Source organism: Halomonas sp. ABH4_019, assembly GCF_056159885.1.
Genome location: NZ_JBSWWC010000001.1, coordinates 624942 through 645277, shown reverse-complemented (window position 1 = coordinate 645277; position 20336 = coordinate 624942). Strand labels below are relative to the sequence as shown.

The following is a 20336-nucleotide window of genomic DNA, read 5'->3' as shown; positions in this document are numbered from 1 at the left end:
GTGGGTGGGGCAGCCGGGCGAACCGGCTGCCGGTGGGAAGATCACTCGTAGGTGGTGCCGCCTTCCGGGCTCGCCTCGCCCATGGCCGAGCCGTCCATGGAAGTGCCGCCCATGCCGGAGCCCTCGGCGCCTCCCGATGTCTTGGTGCTGGCGGCCTCGAACTCTTGCTCGCTGAGGGCGCCGTCGCCATCGGTATCCGCGGTCTCGAGGTCCAGGCCCTCCACGGCGACCGCTTCCTCGGCGCTCAGCACGCCATCGGCGTTGGTGTCCAGATCGTCGAAGGCGGGCGTCTCGGCGACGGCGGCGCCGGCACCGAACAGCAGCGCGAGGGGAAGCAGGGTCGTCTTCAGCAGTACCTTCTTCATGATGTTCCTCCTGTGCTTTCGCACTTTGGGTGCCACGAGCCGACTGGCTCGCTTGACCTGAAGGTTGCCAAGGTCATGCCATGACATTGGTTTTTTCAGCTTTGACAGAGGGTTATCTTTTGGCTGGGGCGGTGCGTTCCCATCGGCAGCAGGCGTGACGGGCCAAAACTGTCGGCGCGAGCCGACGCGCCGGGGCGGCGTTTCGCGGATCGCCGGCCACGGGCGGCTCGGCGCTGTCGCCATCGCGCATCGGTCGCGGACATGATCGTCGCCGCCGCGGCCGATGCGCGCCGTGCCGCCGAGCAGTTCGCCGAGGATTCCGGCGGCGAGGTGGGCGCCATCCAGCCTGCGAGCCAGGGGGCTTCTCGATCGAGGACCTGGACAACGACACCTCGGACGTCAGGCGCGAGCGGGTAGTGACGACCATCGACGATGCCCTGGAGGAGTGACCCGAGCTACCTAGGGGCGGCGATAATCGATCTCGGTAACGATGTAGCATGACTCGCCGCCCGGGGCGGCCACGGTCACTTCGTCGTCCAGATGCTTGCCGAGCAGCGCCTTGGCCAGCGGGGCGTCGACGCTGATCCAGTGCCGGCTGGTGTCGGTCTCGTCGTGGCCGACGATGCGCAGTCGCATCTCCTCGCCGTCCTCGTCCTCCAGGGTCACGAAGGCGCCGAAGAACACCCGGTCGGTCTCCTCGGGCAGCCGGTCCACCACCTGGAGCTCGTCGAGGCGTTTGGTCAGGTAGCGGATCCGGGCGATCACCCGGTTGAGCTCCTTCTTGTTGTAGGTGTAGTCGGCGTTCTCGCTGCGATCGCCCAGCGCCGCGGCCTCGCCGACCTTGGTCGAGAGGGCGGGGCGCTTGACCCGCGACAGGTGATCGAGGATGCCGCGCAGCCGTTCGGCGCCCTCGGCGGTGATCAGGTTGCTCTTGGGCTCCTGGCGCGGATCCTTGGCTGGATCGCGCCAGCGCGTCATGTTACGGCCCTTCATCGGCGATGACCTCCTGCTGGCCTCTGGGAATCGTTCCATTGTGAGGCGAGGACGCAGGGCGGGGCCAGACTGGCGAATAATTCAAACGTTCGTTACATTTCCCGAGCAACCCTCAATAATCACAACGCATGAGGAATTCGCCATGTCCGCACGCCGCCTGCCCACCCTCGTCCTCGGCATCGGGCTCGTGTTCGCGCCGCTGCTTCCGGCCCTGGCCTGGGAGGACGAGCTGTTCTCGCTGCGCAGCCGCTGGGAGCACACCACCACGGCCATGCCGGAGGCACGCCGCGCCTCGGCCCTCGAGGCCCTCGCCGCCGAGGCCGGGTCACTGGCCGACGCTCACCCCGACGCCGCACGCCTGCGGGTCTGGCAGGGCATCATCCTGGCCTCCCTGGCCCGCGCGAGCGGCGGGCTCGACGCCCTGGGCGCGGCCAAGCAGGCGCGTCGCGTGCTGGAGGCGTCTCTCGAGCTCGATCCCCGGGGGCAACAGGGCTCGGCCTACGTGACCCTGGGCGCCCTCTACGATCGCGCGCCGGGCTGGCCGGTGGCCTTCGGCGACGACGAGACCGCCGAGCGCATGTTCCAGCGCGCCGAGACGATTCGCCCGGAAGGCATCGACGTTCATGCCTACTACGCGGCCTTCCTCGAGGACGAGGGCCGCGACGCCGAGGCGCTGGCCCATGCCCGGCGGGCCGTCAACGGCCCGCTGCGCGAGGGACGCGAGGCCTCCGACGCGGCGCTACGCGACCAGGCCCGGGCCATGATCGAGCGCCTCGCGCGCGACTAGGCAATGCCTGAAAACTGTCTGCGCTCGGCTATACCGCGTTAAAAACCAGCTCGTGCGCGAGCCCGGTCAAAGTCCTCATTTACACCCCGTAAACTCGCACGCGAGCCCGGTCCGCCTTCTCGCTGCTTTTTTGCCTTGTCTAGCCTTCGCTCGCCGACTTTTCAGACAAAGCCTAGGCTGGAGGCTCTCCGACGGGAGGCGGCCGGCAGGGCTATTGCCGTTGGCCATGGCGCGGGCGCCGGGGACAGGTTTTTGGCCATGGGTGGCCAGCCCCGGTCCTGCTAGTGGAGCGGGATGCGAGAGCGCAGCAGGGCCAAAGTAGCGCCCAGGGAGGGGGGCATAGCGCCCCTCGTCGGCCTGTCGGCGGATCAGCCCCGAACGATTCGGCTGTCTGCGATAGCTGTGGGGCGGCAGGCCACGAACTTGGCAGGCTCGCCGTGGACCCGGATAATGGGCTCTTTCGTATTCACCGGAGGGGCCATGTCGGACACCGAACGCACCCCGCCGCTCGACGCCCTGGCCGCCGCGCCCTTCGACGCCGGCGACGTGGAACTGATCGAGCGACGCTGCCTGCACCAGGGGTTCTTCCGTCTCGAGGAACTGCACCTGCGCCACCGGCTCTTCGAGGGCGACTGGAGCGCTCCGGTGGTCCGCGAGGTGCATCATCGCCATGACGCCGTGGGCGTCCTGCTCTACGATGTGGAACGGGATGCCGTGGCGCTGGTGGAGCAGTTTCGTCCCGGCGCCCTGGACGACCCCGATTCGCCCTGGAAGCTCGAGATCGTCGCGGGGCTGGTCGAGCGCGGCGAGAGCCTGGCCGAGGTGGCCCGTCGCGAGTCCCGGGAAGAGGCCGGTTGCGCGGTGGGCGAATTGATCGAGCTGCACACCTACTACCCGAGCCCGGGGGCCTGCGACGAGCGGGTCACGCTGTTCTGCGGGCTCATCGACAGCCGCGGGTTGGGGGGTGTCCACGGTCTCGATGAGGAACACGAGGACATCCGCGTGCATGTGCTGTCCTTCGCCAGGGCCTGGGAACTGCTGATGGCCGGGCGACTCGACAATGCCATGTGCCTGATCGCCTTCCACTGGCTGGCGGCGGAGCGGGCCTCACTGCGAGCGAGGAGGTAGCGTGTCCAGAAACGCCTACGTGACCGACCTGAAGACCCTGCAGGGCGAGTGCACCGCCAACTACGTGCGGTTGAGCCGCCTGCTGGGCGACATGGAAGCCGGCGAGTCCCGCGAGGTGGAGCTGGTCAGCCATGGCCGCCGGCTCGGCGCGCTGTGCCTGACGCTGCAGGAACGCGCCCCCTACACCAGCATCGTGCGGGTCTCCCAGCGCGGGGTGCTCGACGAGCTGATCGAGACGCCGCGCATGCGGGTGCACCTCTACCACGACGTGCGCATGGCCGAGGTCACCGACTTCCAGCGCCAGCGCCACTTCGACGGTCGCTATCGCTACCCCAACGCGCGCATGCACCAGCCCGACGAGAAGCTCCAGCTCAACCGCTTCCTCGGCGAGTGGCTCGACCATGGCCTGGCCCATGGCCATTCCCTGGACCTGCCCGAGCTGCCGTGACCCCGCGATGCGACTGATCCAGCTCACCGACTGCCACCTGCATGCCGATCCCGGTGCCCGTTCGCGCACCGGGCTGCCGCATGCCCGGCTCGCGCGCGTGGTGGCCGCCGCCGCCCGCCAGTGGCCGGACCTGGCGCTGGTCACCGGCGACGTCAGCGAGGATCGCACGGCGGCCTCCTACGCCGAGGCCGAGCGGCTGCTGGCGGGCCTGGGCTGCCCCTGGGCCTGGCTGCCCGGCAATCACGATGCGCCCGATCGCATGGCCGAGTGCCGACCCTTCGACGACGCCCTGAATCTCGGCGACCGACGCCTGCTGCTGCTCGATACCCAGCGTCTCGGCCACGCGGCCGGTGAACTCGGCGCGGCACGGCTGGCGAGGCTCGCCGCGCGCCTCGCCGAGGACGACCGGCCGACCCTGCTGGCCATGCACCATCCGCCGGTGGCGGTGGGTTCCGCCTGGATGGATGCGCTTGGCCTCGCCGACGCCGAGGCCTTCTGGCGTTGCCTGGCCGGCTATCGGCACGTCGAGGCGATCTTCTGCGGGCATATTCACCAGGCCTTCGTCGGCCATGGCCCGACATCCGCCGGACGTGTGCCCGTCTATGGCTGCCCCTCGACCAGCGACCAGTTCCTGCCCGGCTCCGTCGATTTCGCCGTGGACGAGGCCGCGGCGCCTGGCTTCCGGGTGATCGACCTGGGCTCGGGGGCGCTCGCGACCCGAGTCGAGCGCGTCGACGACTGATAGCTCTATTGCATCTAAAAAGATAGACATTAATTCTTTTACGTTATTATCGCGATGACGGTACCCTCTGGCGCATGATTCCCTTTCCGCCCACGTCATGCGAGGTAGCCGGGCCATGAACAGTCTTCATGCACCGACACGCGAGAGCGCCGTCACCGCCGAGGGCAGTGCCCCCGCCGGCCTGACGCCGCGGCGGCTGACGCATCTGCAGCAGCTGGAAGCCGAGTCGATCCATATCATCCGCGAGGTGGCGGCCGAGTTCTCCAACCCGGTGATGCTCTATTCCATCGGCAAGGACTCCTCGGTGATGTTGCATCTGGCGCGCAAGGCCTTCTATCCGGGGCCGCCGCCGTTCCCGCTGATGCACGTCAACACCACCTGGAAGTTCCGCGAGATGATCGAGTTCCGCGACCGCATGGCTGCGGAGTCCGGCATGGAGCTGATCGAGCACATCAACGAAGAGGGGCGCGCCGCCGGCATCAACCCCTTCGATCATGGCTCCAGCGGCTACACCGACGTGATGAAGACCCAGTCCCTCAAGCAGGCGCTGGACAAGTACGGCTTCGATGCGGCCTTCGGCGGCGCGCGTCGCGACGAGGAGGCCAGCCGCGCCAAGGAGCGAGTGTTCTCGTTCCGCGACAAGCACCACCGCTGGGATCCCAAGAACCAGCGTCCGGAGCTGTGGAACCTCTACAACGCCCGGGTCAACAAGGGCGAGTCGATCCGCGCCTTCCCGCTCTCCAACTGGACCGAGCTGGACATCTGGCAGTACATCTACCTCGAGTCGATTCCCATCGTGCCGCTGTACTTCTCCGCGCCGCGCCCGGTGGTGGAGCGCGACGGCATGCAGATCATGGTCGACGACGACCGCCTGCCGCTCGAGGAGGGCGAGGTGCCGGAGGAGAAGTGGGTGCGCTTCCGCACGCTCGGCTGCTACCCGCTGACCGGCGCGGTGGAGTCCCGGGCCACCACCCTGCCCGAGATCATCCAGGAGATGCTGCTGACGCGCACCAGCGAGCGTAGCGGCCGCGCCATCGACCACGATCAGGCGGGCTCGATGGAGAAGAAGAAGCGCGAGGGGTACTTCTGATTCGCTGAGGCGAATCAGAAAGCCGGAAGCTCTCAGCTTGAAGCCGTAAGACACCCCAGGAGGAACTCCTGGCAGGGTCGGGAAGCTTCAGGCCTGCAGGCCACCGGCAAGGGTATCCCACGAAAGAGATTCAGCGGTGAGTCGGGAAGCTCCGGGGTTCTTCCAGGTTCCGGCTCACAGCTTACAGCTACAGGTGTGTTACATGGCACATGCATCGGATTTGATAGCCGACGATATCGAAGCCTATCTCCACGAGCACGAGAACAAGGACCTGCTGCGCTTCATCACCTGCGGCAGCGTCGATGACGGCAAGTCGACCCTGATCGGCCGGCTGCTGCACGACTCCAAGATGATCTTCGACGACCAGCTGGCGGCCATCACCCAGGCGTCGAAGAAGAGCGGCACCACCGGCGAAGAGGTGGACCTGGCGCTGCTGGTCGACGGCCTGCAGTCCGAGCGGGAGCAGGGCATCACCATCGACGTGGCCTATCGCTTCTTCTCCACCAACAAGCGCAAGTTCATCATCGCCGACACCCCGGGTCACGAGCAGTACACCCGCAACATGGCCACCGGTGCCTCCACCGCCGGCCTGGCGGTGATCCTGATCGACGCCCGCTACGGCGTGCAGACCCAGACCAAGCGTCACAGCTTCATCGCCGACCTGGTGGGCATCCGCCACCTGGTGATCGCGGTCAACAAGATGGACCTGGTCGACTACAGCCAGGCGCGCTTCGACGAGATCGTCGCCGAGTACCGCGCCTTCGCCGAGCAGCTCGGCGCCGACGACATCCGCTTCGTGCCGCTCTCCGCGCTCAAGGGCGACAACGTCGTCAACCAGAGCGAGACCATGGGCTGGTATGACGGCCCGGCGCTGCTCGAGCTGCTCGAGAGCGTCGAGGTGCGCGCCGACCACAACCTCACCGACCTGCGCCTGCCGGTGCAGTACGTCAACCGGCCGAACCTCGACTTCCGCGGCTACGCCGGCACCCTGGAGGCGGGCGTGCTGCGCCCCGGCCAGGCGATCAAGGTGCTGCCGTCGGGCAAGACCTCCACGGTCGAGCGCATCGTCACCTTCGACGGCGACCTGGACGATGCCTGGCCGGGCCAGGCGATCACCGTGACCCTCGCCGACGAGATCGACATCTCCCGCGGCGACTGGATCGTCGCCGCCGATGCCGAGGTGACCGAGGCCGCCGCCTTCGACGCCGACATCGTGTGGATGAGCGAGCAGGCCCTCGAGCCGGGGCGTCAGGTCGATATCCGCCTCGCCGGACGCTCGGTGGCCGGCCAGGTCGAGACCATCCACTACCAGGTGGACGTCAACACCCTGGAACAGCATGCCGCCGAGCGGCTCGAGCTCAACGCCATCGCCCGTTGCCGGGTAGCGCTGACCGGGGAGGTGCCGATCGACGCCTACGATCGTAGCCCGGGCACCGGCAGCTTCATCGTCATCGACCGGTTGTCCAACGTCACCGTGGGCGCGGGCATGATCCGCGGCGCCGCCGAGGCTGGTGCCGGCGCGACGCCGGGCGAGGTCGACTGGGCCGGCTTCGAGGTCGAGCTCAACGCCCTGGTGCGCAAGTACTTCCCGCACTGGGAGGCGAGGGACGTGCGCGAACTGCTCAAGTAAGCGCACGCCCCTGCCGCCACGGGCCCGGCGATTCGGTCGCCGGGCCCGTGGCGTTTCGGGAGGAGGCCGGTGGCGCCACCGGCCGAGCGACTCGCCGCCCCACGAGAAAGCCGCTCCGAGGAGGAGCTTTCTCGTGTCTGGAGGGGGAGTCGGCCCGCGTGTCAGGCCTTCTTGAGCATCCGGTAGCCGGCCAGCAGGACCAGGGCGCCGACGATGGCCGTGATGAAGCTGCCCAGGCTGAAGTCACCCATCGAGCCGACCCCGACGAGGGAGCCGAGCCAGCCGCCGACGAAGGCGCCGGCGATACCGATCAGGATGGTGACGATGATGCCGCCGGGGTCCTTGCCCGGCATGATCCACTTGGCCAGGACACCGGCGATCAGGCCGAACAGAATCCACGAAAGAAATCCCATGGTGGCTCTCCTTGCTTGGTAGTGGTCCCTCTTGATGACGACCCCAGAGCGTCCCGAGTGGCGGAGCCGACAACGGGGGCATGGCGTGTGGCGTCGCGTCGTCATCACGGTAGCACATCGCTCACCGGGGAAGCGCTGAATAAATGTGAAGCGATGCGGACGAGATCAGCTCGGCCGATTGGCGACCAGTACGGCACGGCGCGGCGCCGGGAGACCCTCGCGGGTCTTCGTGGGGTCCTCGGGGTCGAGGAAGTCGGCCAGCGACTGGAAGGTCATCCACTCGGTGGCGCGCTGCTCGTCGCGGGAGGTGTCGGCCTCGTCGACCACCCGCACGTTGTCGAAGCCTGCGCGCTCGAGCCACTGGCAAAGGGCCGCGGAGGAGGGCAGGAAGTAGACGTTGGGCATGGCCGCGTAGCGATCGCCCGGCAGCAGCACCGTGGTGGCGTCGCCCTCGACCACCAGGGTCTCCAGCACCAGCTCGCCGCCGGGGCGCAGCGCGGCCTTGAGCTGGGCCAGGTGCTCCAGCGGCGAGGGGCGGTGGTAGAGCACGCCCATCGAGAACACGGTGTCGAAGAAGGCGAGATCCTCGGGTACGTCCTCGATGCCCACCGGCAGGAAGTGCACCGCGCCGCCGTCGGCGTCGCCGACGAAGTGGCGCACCGCCTGGAACTGCCAGTAGAAGCGCGGCGAGGGGTCGATCACCAGCACGAAATCGGCGCCGTCGCCGGCCATCCGCCAGGCGTGATAGCCGTTGCCGCCGCCCACGTCGAGCACCCGCCGGCCGGCCAGCGGCGCCAGGTGGGGCGCCACCCGCCGCCACTTCCAGTCGGAGCGCCACTCGGTGTCGATGGTCACCCCGCCGAGTCGATAAGGGCCCTTGCGCCAGGGGGCGAGCACGCGCAGCAGGTTCTCGCTCTGGCGGCGGCGCGAGGCGTCGAGATCGGTCTCCACCGTGACGTGGTCGGTGTCGAGGCTCACCCGGCGATCCTCCGGCAGCGCCGGCAGCTTGGCCACGGCCTTCTCCCAGGCCGGCAGGTCGCCGTAGCGGTTGCGGTCGAGGCCCCGGGCCAGCTGTTCGGGCAGGCGGGCCAGCCAGGCCTCGAGGCCCTGGTCGACGAAGGCGTGGTAGAGGTCGCGGTGGGAGGTGGTCATGGCATTCCTAGAAGGTGGACCAGCCGCTGGCCTCCATCAGCCGATAACGCCAGTAGCGCCAGGAAGTGGCGTCATCGTGTTCGTGGAAGGGGCGGCTGTGGTGTTCGCTGCGCCGATTATGCCAGTAGCGGTCGAAGCTTTCCCGCGCCTCGCGGATCACCGGATGGTCGTCGGTGGCCTCGAGTTGGATGTTGGCCTCGAAGTTGTGGTCGTCGAGGCTGCGTCGGCTGAGGTTGGCCGACCCGATCAGCAGGGAGGCGGGGCGTGCTCCGCCGTGGCGCAGCAACCACTTGCCGTGGGCATGAGCCCGGGCGTCGCCGGCCCAGCGAATGGCCAGTCCTGCCCGGGCCAGTTCGCGAGCCGTCTGGCGATTGGGGATGCCCGGGCTGGCGTGGCCGAAGTGGCTGTCGTTGGGGTCGAGCAGCAGGCGCAGCATCACGCCGCGACGATGAGCCGCGAGCAGGGCGCGGATCACCCGGCGGTGGGCCAGGTAGTAGGCGCAGATGTCGAGCGCTTCGCCCGGCCGGGCCTCCCCGACGACGACCAGCAGGGCATCGCGGATGGCGCCCTCGGTGAGCAGCCGCAGGCGGGGCGCGGATGGCGGGGAACCGGCGGCGGGCGGTGTCGGGCAGCGGAGGGGAGGGCAGAGGCCGGAACGCCGTGCCAGCGCCAGCTCGCTACACAGCAGGTCGAGGGCCGCGGGGCCGGCCAGGCACAGGGCGGCATTGCGGTAGTCGCGGCCGTCGCTGTCGGCATTGGCCGAGCCCACCACCGCTCGCCAGTCGTCGCCGTGGTCCACCACCAGGGTCTTGCGGTGGTTGGCGTGGAGATTGAGCAGTGCCAGGTGACTGCGCAGGGTGACGCGGCCGGGGCCCAGGGGATCGGGGAGCCAGCCGCCGCGAGGGGAGTTGCCCAGCGGGCGGCACAGGGCGCGCCACAGGGCCGTCCAGCCGGGATTGGGGGCACGCCCCTGGGCCATGTCGCAGACGCTCACCCGGATGCCGGCTCGCCGCAATGCCTCGAGCTGGGGGGCGGGACGACCGCCGTAGCAATGGTTGATGGCGTCGACCAGCACCACCGCCTCGAGCCCCGGCACCCGGGCCTTGCGACGGATCAGGGCCTGGCACAGCGAGCGCCCCAGGGGGCCGTCGTCGAGCATGAAGAGGTCGACCACCACCAGGCGACGTGCCTGGGCGATCAGCCGCCGCCATTCGCGGAAGATGACCTGGCGGCGACGCAGTTGCCCGCCGGCATCGAGGAAGGCCTCGTCCAGCAGCAGCACGAGCCCCTCGGCGGGGCGCCAGGCGCCGCACACGTGCAGGCCCGGGGGCAGTGGCTTGTGGCTCTGCCACCAGGCGCCGGCCAGCCAGGCGATGACGGCCACCAGCAGCAGGCCGCCGAACGGTGCGGTCATGCGCTCTCCCGGCCTCGCCGGTACGGCTCACTCCTTGAAGGCGATCAGCGAGGCGAAGTTCAGGTACTGGAACCAGATTAGCGAGCGCGTGAAGCCGGCGCGAGCCAGGCGCGCCTGGTGGGCCTCCAGGGTATCCGGCACCAGCACGTTCTCGAGTGCGGTGCGCTTCTGGCTGATCTCCAGTTCGCTGTAGCCGTTGGCGCGTTTGAAGTCGTGGTAGCGCTCCACCAGCCAGGCGTTGTCCTGCTCGTCGGCGGCCTTGATCTTCTCGGAGAGCACCAGCACCCCGCCGGGCTCCAGGGCCTCATAGAGCCGGGCGATCACGGCGTCGCGATCCTCCGGCGCCAGGAACTGCAGGGTGAAGTTGAGCAGGATCATGCCCGAGGGTTCGTAGTCGAGGGCGCGGATATCGCCCTCGGCCACCGTCATGGCATGCTCGGCGCACTCCGCGGCCAGGGTCTTCCGGGCGCGCTCGACCATGGTCGGCGAGAGGTCCACCCCGGTGTAGCGGAAGGCGTCCGGCGGCAGCTGGCCGGCCAGCGCCAGGCCGGCGGCGCCCAGCGAGCAGCCCAGGTCGTAGACATGGCCGCCGTGGCGCAGGTGGCGGCGGGCCAGCGGGCCGAGCATGGCCAGGATCTGGCCGTAGCCCGGCACCGAACGGCGGATCATGTCGGGGAAGCAGGCCACCACGCGCTCGTCGAACGAAAAGCGCGCCACCCGGTCCAGGGGTGTGGAAAAGATGGCGTCACGGTAAGATGCGTCACTCATATGCAGGGATTCGTGGGCTGGAGGCCCAATATTCTACGCTCCCCTGTTGTCGGCTGCACGACAGGATGTCCAGGAGGAATTCCATGAGCCATACCCCCATCGATCAGCAGCGGGCCTGGTGTGCCCTGGCCGAGCACGCTGCGGGCATGGGTCGCCGTCACCTGCGCGACCTGTTCGTCGAGCAGCCGAACCGCTTCGAGACCTTTCGTCGGCGTGCCGCGGGCCTGACCCTCGACCTCTCCAAGCAGCGCTGGACCGACCAGACCCTCGAGCTGTTGCTGGACCTGGCCCGCGACGCCGGTGTCCCCGAGGCCATTCAGCGGCTGCTGTCCGGCGAGCGCGTCAACGTCAGCGAGGATCGCCCGGCCCTGCACACCGCCCTGCGCCTGCCCGCCGATGCGCGGCTGGAAGTCGAGGGCCAGGACCTGGTGGCCTCGGTGCACGCCACCCTGGATCGCATGGAAGACATGGTGGCGCGCTTCCATGCCGGCCAGTGGCGAGGGGCCACCGGCAAGCCGATCCGAGACGTGGTCAACCTGGGCGTCGGCGGCTCCGACCTGGGGCCGCTGATGGTCACCCACGCCCTGGCCGACTATCGCCCCGATGTCGAACAGCGCATCGACGTGCATTTCGCCTCGACCATGGACGGCTCGCAGCTGGCCGACTATCTGGCGCGGCTGAACCCCGAGACCACGCTGTTCGTGCTGTCGTCGAAGTCGTTCACCACCATCGATACCCTGTCCAACGCGCGCACCGCCCGGGACTGGCTCAAGGCGCGGCTGCTGGGCGGCGCCCGCCAGGAGGGCGTCGACGAGGCGCTGCTGATGCGCCAGCACTTCATCGGCGTCTCGGCGAGCCCCGAGAAGATGAGCGAGTGGGGCATCGCCGACGATCACCAGCTCGAGTTCTGGGAGTGGGTCGGCGGGCGCTACTCGCTGTGGGGCGCCATCGGCCTGCCCATCGCCCTGGTGGTCGGCATGCAGCACTTCCGCGGCCTGCTGGCTGGCGCCCATGCGATGGACCGCCACTTCCGCGAGGCGGAACTGTCCGACAACCTGCCGGTGCTGCTGGCCCTGGCCGGCATCTGGAACGTCAACTTCCTCGACATCCGCGCCCACTCCATCCTGCCCTACGACGGCCGGCTCGAGTACTTCGCCGCCTATCTCGAGCAGCTGGAGATGGAGTCCAACGGCAAGTCGGTGACCCACGATGGCGAGGGCGTGGACTACTCCACCTGCCCGGTGCTGTGGGGCCAGCTCGGGCCCAATGCCCAGCACGCCTTCTATCAGCTGCTCCACCAGGGCACCCAGGCCGTGGAGTGCGACTTCATCGCCCCCAAGGTGCGCTACGACGACGTGCCGGACCCGGCCACCCGCGACCACCTGATGGGCCAGCACCGCCTGACGCTGGCCAACTGCTTCGCCCAGTCCCGGGCATTGATGCTGGGCGACGCCGCCGTGGCCGATGACGACGCCCCGCGGCCGGGCCACCGTCGCTATCGCGGCAACCAGCCCTCCAGTACCCTGCTGCTCGACCGCCTGACGCCGGAGACCCTGGGCGCGCTGGTCGCGCTCTACGAGCACAAGGTGTTCGTGCAGGCGACGATCTGGGACATCAACCCGTTCGACCAGTGGGGCGTGGAGCTGGGCAAGACCCTGGCCGGCGAAACCCAGCGCATCCTCCAGCACGAGGCCGGCCTCGAGGGCATGGACGATTCCACCCGCGGCTTGATCGAGGCGGTGTGGGCGGCCGAGCCCCAGGCGGACGCGTGATCCGCCCGATGGTCGTTAACGGTGAAGGGCTGGCCATTTATACAGGGCGTCGGGTATGCTGAGCGCCGATCCACCGCGCGCGCCGGCCAGCGGGGTGCTCTACCTGCACGGCTTCAACAGCGCCGCCGCCTCGCCCAAGGCGGCACTGGTGCGAGAGGCCTGCGCTGGCCTGGGGCTGCCCTGCATCACGCCGGACCTGTCGCATCGCCCTGAGCGGGCCCTGGCAGAGGCCGCCGCCGGGCTTGGCCGGTTGGGCGACTCACCGCTGGTGGTGGGCAGCTCCATGGGCGGCTTCCTGGCCACGGTGCTGGCCGAGCGCCACGGCCTGTACGCGGCGCTGATCAACCCGGCGGTGGCTCCCGCGCGGCTGGTGGAGGCGTGGATCGGCGAGGTCCTCGTCAATCCCTACCACGGTGAACGCTTCGTGGTCGGGGCGTCCCATCGCCGCGCGCTGGAGGCGATGACGCCGGCGCGGGTCTCGGCGGAACGCTACCTGTTGCTGCTGGGCACCGCCGACGAGACCCTGGACTGTCGCGACGCCTTCGCGTTCTATCGGGGGGCCAGGACCGTCCTCCACCCCGGGGGCGACCATGGCTTCCCGGCCCTGGCCGACTACCTGCCGGCGATCCTCGCCCAGGGCGGCCATGCCCTGGAGGCCGGGCGGGTGGCATCACGCGGCGGATCGCGCGGATTCGAACATGCATAGGAAACAGACGACGCCATGACCCAATACAGTGCCAGCTCGATCGAGGTGCTCGCCGGGCTCGAACCGGTGCGCAAGCGCCCGGGCATGTACACCGACACCGCGCGCCCCAACCACCTGGTGCAGGAGGTCATCGACAACAGCGTCGACGAGGCGCTGGCCGGCCACGCCGGCAGGATCGGCGTGCGGCTGTTCGAGGACGGCGGCGTCGAGGTCAGCGACGACGGCCGTGGCATGCCCATCGACATCCACCCGGAGCACGGCGTCTCCGGTATCGAGCTGATCATGACCAAGCTCCACGCCGGCGGGAAGTTCTCCAACTCGAGCTACCGCTTCTCCGGCGGCCTGCACGGGGTCGGCGTCTCGGTGGTCAACGCGCTCTCCAAGCGCCTCGAGGTCGAGGTGCTCAAGGGCGGGGAGCGCCACGGCATGGCCTTCGAGCACGGCGAGCTGGCCTCGCCGCTGGAGGTGATTGGCAGTGCCGCCAAGCGGGCCACCGGCACCCTCCTGCGCTTCTGGCCGGAGGCCAGCTACTTCGATTCGCCGCGGCTCTCGCTGTCCCGGCTCAAGCACCTGCTGCGCGCCAAGGCGGTGCTCTGCCCGGGGCTCGAGGTCTCGTTGACCGAGGCCGACGGCACCCAGAGCGTGTGGCAGTTCGAGGACGGCCTGCGCGACTACCTGGCCCAGGCCACCGACGGCTATGAGGTGCTGCCGGCCTCGCCCTTCGTCGGCCACTTCGCCGACGACGAGCAGGCCGTGGACTGGGCCATCCAGTGGTTGCCGGAGGGCGGCGAGCCGCTGCTCGAGAGCTACGTCAACCTGATCCCCACGCCCCAGGGCGGCACCCACGTCAACGGCCTGCGCGCCGGCCTGCTCGAGGCGCTGCGCGAGTTCTGCGACTACCGCAGCCTGTTGCCGCGCGGCGTCAAGCTGACCGCCGAGGATCTCTGGGAGCGGGTGTCCTTCGTGCTCTCGGTGAAGATGCTCGATCCCCAGTTCGCCGGCCAGACCAAGGAACGGCTGTCGTCGCGCACCGTGGCCGGCTTCGTCTCCGGGGTGGTCAAGGACGCCTTCTCGCTGTGGCTCAACCACCACGTCGACCAGGCCGAGGCGCTGGCCGAACTGGTGATCAGCGCCGCCCAGCGGCGCCAGAAGAGCGCCAAGAAGGTGGCGCGCAAGAAGGTCACCTCGGGCCCGGCGCTGCCCGGCAAGCTGGCCGACTGCTCCGGCCAGGACCCGGCGGGCAGCGAGCTGTTCCTGGTCGAGGGCGACTCGGCCGGCGGCAGCGCCAAGCAGGCCCGCGACCGCGAGAGCCAGGCGATCCTGCCGCTGCGCGGCAAGATCCTCAACACCTGGGAGGTGGAGTCCCACGATATCTACGGCTCCCAGGAGGTCCACGACATCGCCGTGGCGATCGGCATGGACCCGGGCAGCGACGACCTCTCCAAGCTGCGCTACCACAAGATCTGCATCCTCGCCGACGCCGACTCCGACGGCCTGCACATCGCCACCCTGCTGTGCGCGCTGTTCGTGCGCCACTTCCCGGCGCTGGTCGATGCCGGCCACGTCTTCGTGGCCATGCCGCCGCTGTACCGCATCGACCTGGGCAAGGAGGTGTTCTACGCCCTGGACGAGAGCGAGAAAGCGGCGACCCTCAAGCGCCTGGAAGGCAAGCGCGGCACGCCCAACGTGCAGCGCTTCAAGGGCCTGGGCGAGATGAGCCCGCTGCAGCTGCGCGAGACCACCATGGCCGCCGACACCCGCCGCCTGGTGCAGCTGACCCGCGAGAAGGGCGACGGCACCCTCGAGATGATGGACATGCTGCTGGCCCGCAAGCGCGCCGCCGACCGCAAGAGCTGGCTCGAAGATTACGGCAACCTCGCCGAGATCGAGGTGTGACCCGGCTTTGCCGGGAGCTGTAAGCCGTAAGCTTGAAGCTGGAAGAAATACCGAGGCGAGCGGCCCCGGGGACAGCCCGCAGCGGAGGTCCTATGCCATGGATGGCATCGGTAGCGCCCATGGATGGGTTTACAGCGCCTCCGCCTAGGGCTGTCGCCGGGTAAGCCGCGATTCGAAGCCGCGGACTCCGATGAGTTTTCAGTGGGACGATCCTCAAACGATTCCACGATCGTGAATAAGGTCAAATTGCCATGACCATGGATATCCAGGTGGCGGAGGGCGACGTCGAGCGCCTGTCCCTCCGCGAGTACACCGAGAAGGCGTACCTCGACTACTCGATGTACGTCATCCTCGACCGGGCGTTGCCGCACATCGGCGACGGCATGAAGCCGGTCCAGCGGCGCATCGTCTACGCCATGCGCGAGCTTTCGCTCAATGCCAGCGCCAAGTACAAGAAGTCGGCACGTACCGTCGGCGACGTGCTCGGCAAGTTCCATCCCCACGGCGACAGCGCCTGCTACGAGGCCATGGTGCTGATGGCGCAGTCGTTCAGCTATCGCTATCCGCTGGTGGACGGCCAGGGCAACTGGGGCAGCCCCGACGATCCCAAGTCCTTCGCCGCCATGCGCTATACCGAGGCGCGGCTGTCCAAGTTCGCCGAGGTGCTGCTCGCCGAGCTCGGCCAGGGCACCGTGGACTGGACCCCCAACTTCGATGGCACCATGCAGGAGCCGGTGGTGCTGCCCTCGCGGCTGCCCCATGTGCTGCTCAACGGCGGCACCGGCATCGCCGTGGGCATGGCCACCGACATTCCGCCGCATAACGTCGGCGAGGTGGTCGAGGCCACCTGCCACCTGCTGCGCCACCCCGAGGCCACCACCACCGACCTGGTGAAGTACCTGACGGGGCCGGACTTTCCCACCGCCGCCGAGGTCATCACCCCGCATAGCGAGCTGCGCAAGGTCTACGAGAGCGGCCGCGGCTCGGTGAAGATGCGCGCCCGCTATGGCCTCGAGGACGGCAGCGTGGTGATCAGCGCGCTGCCCTACCAGGTCAGCGGCGCCAAGGTGCTCGAGCAGATCGCCGCCCAGATGCAGGCCAAGAAGCTGCCCATGGTCGCCGACCTGCGCGACGAGTCGACCCATGAGGAGCCGACCCGGCTGGTCATCGAGCCGCGCTCCAACCGGGTCGATATCGAGGCATTGATGGCGCACCTGTTCGCCACCACCGACCTCGAGAAGAACATCCGCATCAACATGAACGTGATCGGCCTGGACGGCCGGCCGCGGGTCATGCCGCTGCCCGACCTGCTCGGCGAGTGGCTGCGCTTCCGGCGCAGCACCGTGCGCCGGCGCCTCGAGCATCGCCTGGGCAAGGTCCAGGATCGCCTGCATATCCTCGAGGGGCTGCTCGCCGCCTACCTCAACATCGACGAGGTGATCCGCATCATTCGCGAGGAGGACGAGCCCAAGGCGGCGCTGATCGAGGCCTTCGGGCTCAGCGAGCGCCAGGCCGAAGCGATCCTCGAGCTGCGCCTGCGCCACCTGGCCAAGCTCGAGGAAATGAAGATCCGCGGCGAGCAGGACGACCTGGAGGCCGAACGCGCCCGCCTGGAGGAGCTGCTCGGCTCCGAGGCCGCGCTCACCGACCTGATCGAGGAGGAACTGCGCCGGGCCGCCGCGGACTACGGTGACGAGCGCCGCTCGCCGCTGGTCGAACGCGAGGAGGCCAAGGCGCTCTCCGAAGTCGAGCTGCTCGGCGCCGACCCGGTCACCGTGGTGCTCTCCGAGAAGGGCTGGATCCGCGCCGCCAAGGGCCACGAGATCGACCCGTCGGGGCTCTCCTACAAGGCCGGCGACCGCTTCCACCTGGCCGCCCGCGGCAAGACCAACCAGCCGCTGGTGCTGCTCGACGATACCGGCCGTGCCTATACCCTGGCCGCCCACAACCTGCCCAGCGCCCGCAGCCAGGGCGAGCCGGTCACCGGGCGGGTCAACGTGGCCGCCGGTGCCCACATGGCCGGCGTCATGCTGGCACCGCCGACCACGCGCTACCTGCTGGCCTCGGACGGCGGCTACGGCTTCGTCGCCCGGCTCGAGGCGCTCACCGGCAAGAACAAGGCCGGCAAGGCGGTGCTCAGCGTGCCCAAGGGCTGCAACGTGGTCGCCCCCCTGGCCGTGCCGGAGGGCGAGGGCATCGGCGTGGCGGCGGTCTCCAACGAGGGGCGGCTGCTGGTGTTCCCGCTGGACCAGCTACCGGAGCTGGCCAAGGGCAAGGGCAACAAGATGCTCGACATCCCCGGTGCCCGGGCCGCGCGTCGCGAGGAGTTCCTGCGCGACCTGGCGCTGCTGGCACCCGGCCAGGTCCTGGTGGTGCATGCCGGCAAGCGCAAGTTGACGCTCAAGGCCGAGGATCTCGACTACTATCGGGGAGATCGCGGCCGCCGCGGGAGCAAGCTGCCTCGAGGTTTGCAGAAGGTCGATCGGCTCGAGGTAGACTCTTGAGCTTCGGGCTTCGGGCTTCGGGCTTCGGGCTTCGGGCTTCGGGCTTCGGCGAACCTTCGAGAGCGACTCCGAGCTTGGGGCTCCGGGCTCCGGGCTCCGGGCTTCGAGCCGTGGTGGTTCGCTCGCAGCTCGTTGCTCGCCGCCCGTGGCTACTCATGAATTGAGGTTGCAATGACTAGACGACTATTGATCCGCGCCACCGGTCCCGCCAGGCCCGGCCAGCTGGCCGGCCTGGGCCGGGCCCTGGCCCAGAGCGGCGCGCGGCTGCTGGACATCAACCAGAGCGTGACCTTCGGCATCGTGTCCCTGGAGGCGCTGGTGGGGCTCGACCACGACGTGGACCTGGAGGGGGCCCTGGCGGCGGCCGGCGACCACCTGGGCCTCGACGTCCAGGCCATCCAGGTCAGCGCCGAGGACTATCATCGCTGGAGCGTGCAGGCCAGCCAGCCGCGGCTGATCATGACCCTGCTGGCGCCGCACCTGCCGGCGGGCATCCTGGCCGAGGTCGGCGCCCTGACCGCCGAGCAGGGCCTCACCGTGGAGCTGATCCATCGGCTCTCCGGCCGCGAGCCGCTGGACGGTGGCGTGCCCGGCGATCATGACCTCATCCAGGGCGCCTGCGTCGAGTGCTGGCTGCGCGGCGAGGACATCGATCTGGAGGCCCTGCGCGAGAAGGCCCTGGCGCTGGGCGCGGCCCACGGCGTGGACATCGCCCTGCAGGAGGACTCGATCTGGCGTCGCCACCGCCGCCTGGTGTGCTTCGACATGGATTCCACCCTGATCCAGGCCGAGGTGATCGACGAGCTGGCGCGTCGCCACGGCGTCTACGACGAGGTGGCCGAGGTCACCGAGCGGGCCATGCGTGGAGAGCTGGATTTCCAGCAGAGCTTCCGCGAGCGCATGGCGAAGCTCAAGGGCCTCGACGAGTCGGTGCTCGCCGAGATCGCCGAGGAACTGCCGCTGATGGACGGCCTGGAACGGCTGATGGGCCAGCTCAAGCGGCTGGGCTATCGCACCGCCATCCTCTCCGGCGGCTTCACCTACTTCGCCCATCACCTCAAGGACCGGCTCGGCTTCGACGAGGTCCACGCCAACGAGCTGGTGATCGAGGACGGCAAGGTGACCGGCGAGGTCCGCGAGCCGATCGTCGATGCCGACCGCAAGGCCGCGCTGCTCCACGAGATCGCCGAGCGCGAGGGCCTGGCCATGGAGCAGACCATCGCCGTGGGCGACGGGGCCAACGACTTGAAGATGCTGGCCGCGGCCGGCCTCGGCATCGCCTTTCGCGCCAAGCCGCTGGTTCGCCAGCGGGCCCGGCACTCCCTCTCCACCCTGGGGCTGGACGCCGTGCTCTACCTGATCGGCTATCGCCAGGGCGATCTGGAGGAAGGCCGCGGTGAGCGCTGACCTGCTGACCTGGCGCGACCGCTTCGAGCGGCTGCGCGCCAACAAGCTGTTCGAAGGCCTGGTGATCGCCATCATCATCGTTTCGGCGCTGCTGATCGGCGCCAAGACCTACGAGCAATCCAGTCGTTTCCAGCAGTGGCTGCTGGCGCTGGATATGGCGGTGACGGTGTTCTTCCTGGTGGAGATCCTGATCCGCATGGGCGCCGAACGGCGACTGCGCGACTTCTTCACCAAGGGCTGGAACGTCTTCGACTTCCTGATCGTCGCCGCCAGCCTGATCCCGCTGGACGAGTCGGAGATGGTGCTGCTGGCGCGGTTGCTGCGCATCTTCCGGGTGCTGCGGCTGGTGTCGATGATTCCCGAGCTGCGCGTGCTGCTGGCCGCCCTGGTCAAGTCGATCCCGCGCATGGGCTATGTGGCGCTGCTGATGTTCATCATCTTCTACATCTACGCCGCCATCGGCAGCTTCCTGTTCGCCGAGGTCGACGACTTCCTGTGGGGCAACATCGCCACGGCCATGCTGACGCTGTTCCGCATCGCCACCTTCGAGGACTGGACCGACGTGATGTACGCCACTCAGGAGGCCCATGCCTGGAGCTGGCTGTACTACCTGACCTTCATCTTCCTCACCGCCTTCATCTTCCTCAACATGATGATCGGCATCGTGCTCGACGTGATGCAGAAGGAGAGCGCCGAGATGGCGCTGGAGAGCGGCGAAGGGGAGGCGGCGGAGCTGCAGGGCTTGCGCGCCGACGTCCACCAGCTACGCGACCAGCTGACCCGCATGGAGCACCTCCTGCAGGCCGGCGGGGCGCACGGCCTTGACAAGCGACCCCCGGGCTGATTTGCTAGTGGCATGAACACGACATCGTACAACCTCGTTCTCGACCTACGACTACTAGCCCGCCGCTGAGCGCGCCGGGCGATGCCGCTTGCATCGCCGTTGTTTCGTCGAATCGAGGTTGTCACATGTCCCGCACCGCTATCGCCATTCCCATGAACATCGCCGCTGCCCGTGTTGTACGCGCCGCCCGACCAGTCCGCCGGGTCGCGATGATCATGACCGAATCCTTCGACGACGCCCCGCCTGCCTTCCGGCAGGCGGGGCGTCGCCGTTTCCG

At 68.8% G+C, this 20336-nt stretch carries 18 protein-coding genes; 12 read left to right on the top strand and 6 right to left on the bottom strand.

Annotation, left to right across the window (positions count from 1 at the left end; all coding sequences use genetic code 11):
* Positions 1-41: 41 nt before the first annotated feature.
* Positions 42-365, bottom strand: a complete 324-nt coding sequence (locus tag ACXAFN_RS02915; RefSeq protein ID WP_474986028.1) for an EF-hand domain-containing protein — start codon at positions 363-365, stop codon at positions 42-44.
* 459 nt (positions 366-824) lie between these two features.
* Positions 825-1358: a transcription elongation factor GreB gene (greB, locus tag ACXAFN_RS02910; RefSeq protein ID WP_474986026.1), complete on the bottom strand. Its 534-nt coding sequence runs from the start codon at positions 1356-1358 to the stop codon at positions 825-827.
* 142 nt (positions 1359-1500) lie between these two features.
* Between greB and ACXAFN_RS02905 the strand changes: the two genes are divergently transcribed.
* From ACXAFN_RS02905 to cysN, 6 genes are all read left to right on the top strand, one after another.
* Entirely contained in the window at positions 1501-2145 is a 645-nt protein-coding gene (locus ACXAFN_RS02905) for a hypothetical protein (protein WP_474986024.1), read from the top strand.
* Between the two features lie 480 nt (positions 2146-2625).
* Positions 2626-3273, top strand: coding sequence for an NUDIX domain-containing protein (locus tag ACXAFN_RS02900; protein ID WP_474986022.1), 648 nt, complete (start codon positions 2626-2628; stop codon positions 3271-3273).
* Position 3274: 1 nt separating this feature from the next.
* Positions 3275-3721: a DUF1249 domain-containing protein gene (locus tag ACXAFN_RS02895; RefSeq protein WP_474986020.1), complete on the top strand. Its 447-nt coding sequence runs from the start codon at positions 3275-3277 to the stop codon at positions 3719-3721.
* Complete coding sequence (locus ACXAFN_RS02890; RefSeq protein ID WP_474986018.1) at positions 3675-4463, top strand: metallophosphoesterase family protein; 789 nt, start codon at positions 3675-3677, stop codon at positions 4461-4463. Before ACXAFN_RS02895 ends, ACXAFN_RS02890 begins: the two co-directional genes overlap by 47 nt.
* A gap of 115 nt (positions 4464-4578) precedes the next feature.
* On the top strand, positions 4579-5553 hold the full coding sequence (cysD, locus tag ACXAFN_RS02885; RefSeq protein WP_474986016.1) for a sulfate adenylyltransferase subunit CysD: 975 nt from the start codon (positions 4579-4581) through the stop codon (positions 5551-5553).
* Positions 5554-5755: 202 nt separating this feature from the next.
* Entirely contained in the window at positions 5756-7183 is a 1428-nt protein-coding gene (cysN, locus tag ACXAFN_RS02880; protein ID WP_474986014.1) for a sulfate adenylyltransferase subunit CysN, read from the top strand.
* Positions 7184-7344: 161 nt separating this feature from the next.
* On the opposite strand, the gene ACXAFN_RS02875 is transcribed toward cysN, so the two are convergent.
* The 4 genes from ACXAFN_RS02875 to cmoA all read right to left on the bottom strand — a co-directional run bounded on the left by ACXAFN_RS02875 (position 7345) and on the right by cmoA (position 10930).
* Positions 7345-7596 carry a GlsB/YeaQ/YmgE family stress response membrane protein gene (locus ACXAFN_RS02875; RefSeq protein WP_474986012.1) on the bottom strand — a complete coding sequence of 84 codons (252 nt, stop codon included), beginning with the start codon at positions 7594-7596 and terminating at the stop codon, positions 7345-7347.
* A gap of 165 nt (positions 7597-7761) precedes the next feature.
* Positions 7762-8748 carry a tRNA 5-methoxyuridine(34)/uridine 5-oxyacetic acid(34) synthase CmoB gene (cmoB, locus tag ACXAFN_RS02870; protein WP_474986010.1) on the bottom strand — a complete coding sequence of 329 codons (987 nt, stop codon included), beginning with the start codon at positions 8746-8748 and terminating at the stop codon, positions 7762-7764.
* 7 nt (positions 8749-8755) lie between these two features.
* Positions 8756-10162: a phospholipase D-like domain-containing protein gene (locus ACXAFN_RS02865; protein WP_474986008.1), complete on the bottom strand. Its 1407-nt coding sequence runs from the start codon at positions 10160-10162 to the stop codon at positions 8756-8758.
* Between the two features lie 27 nt (positions 10163-10189).
* Positions 10190-10930: a carboxy-S-adenosyl-L-methionine synthase CmoA gene (gene cmoA, locus ACXAFN_RS02860; RefSeq protein WP_474986006.1), complete on the bottom strand. Its 741-nt coding sequence runs from the start codon at positions 10928-10930 to the stop codon at positions 10190-10192.
* An 83-nt stretch (positions 10931-11013) separates the two neighbouring features.
* Here cmoA and pgi point away from each other — a divergent pair, with 83 nt between their 5' ends.
* From pgi to ACXAFN_RS02830, 6 genes are all read left to right on the top strand, one after another.
* Positions 11014-12702, top strand: coding sequence for a glucose-6-phosphate isomerase (gene pgi / locus ACXAFN_RS02855; protein ID WP_474986004.1), 1689 nt, complete (start codon positions 11014-11016; stop codon positions 12700-12702).
* Between the two features lie 55 nt (positions 12703-12757).
* A complete protein-coding gene (locus tag ACXAFN_RS02850) occupies positions 12758-13408 on the top strand; it encodes a YqiA/YcfP family alpha/beta fold hydrolase (protein WP_474986002.1) in 651 nt (216 codons plus the stop codon).
* Between the two features lie 15 nt (positions 13409-13423).
* Positions 13424-15304: a DNA topoisomerase IV subunit B gene (gene parE, locus ACXAFN_RS02845; RefSeq protein ID WP_474986001.1), complete on the top strand. Its 1881-nt coding sequence runs from the start codon at positions 13424-13426 to the stop codon at positions 15302-15304.
* Positions 15305-15555: 251 nt separating this feature from the next.
* Positions 15556-17808, top strand: a complete 2253-nt coding sequence (gene parC, locus ACXAFN_RS02840) for a DNA topoisomerase IV subunit A (RefSeq protein WP_474985999.1) — start codon at positions 15556-15558, stop codon at positions 17806-17808.
* A gap of 171 nt (positions 17809-17979) precedes the next feature.
* Positions 17980-19215 (top strand): phosphoserine phosphatase SerB, encoded by a 1236-nt coding sequence (gene serB / locus ACXAFN_RS02835; protein WP_474985997.1) that lies wholly within the window; start codon positions 17980-17982, stop codon positions 19213-19215.
* A complete protein-coding gene (locus tag ACXAFN_RS02830; protein WP_474985995.1) occupies positions 19205-20059 on the top strand; it encodes an ion transporter in 855 nt (284 codons plus the stop codon). Before serB ends, ACXAFN_RS02830 begins: the two co-directional genes overlap by 11 nt.
* Positions 20060-20336: the final 277 nt, after the last annotated feature.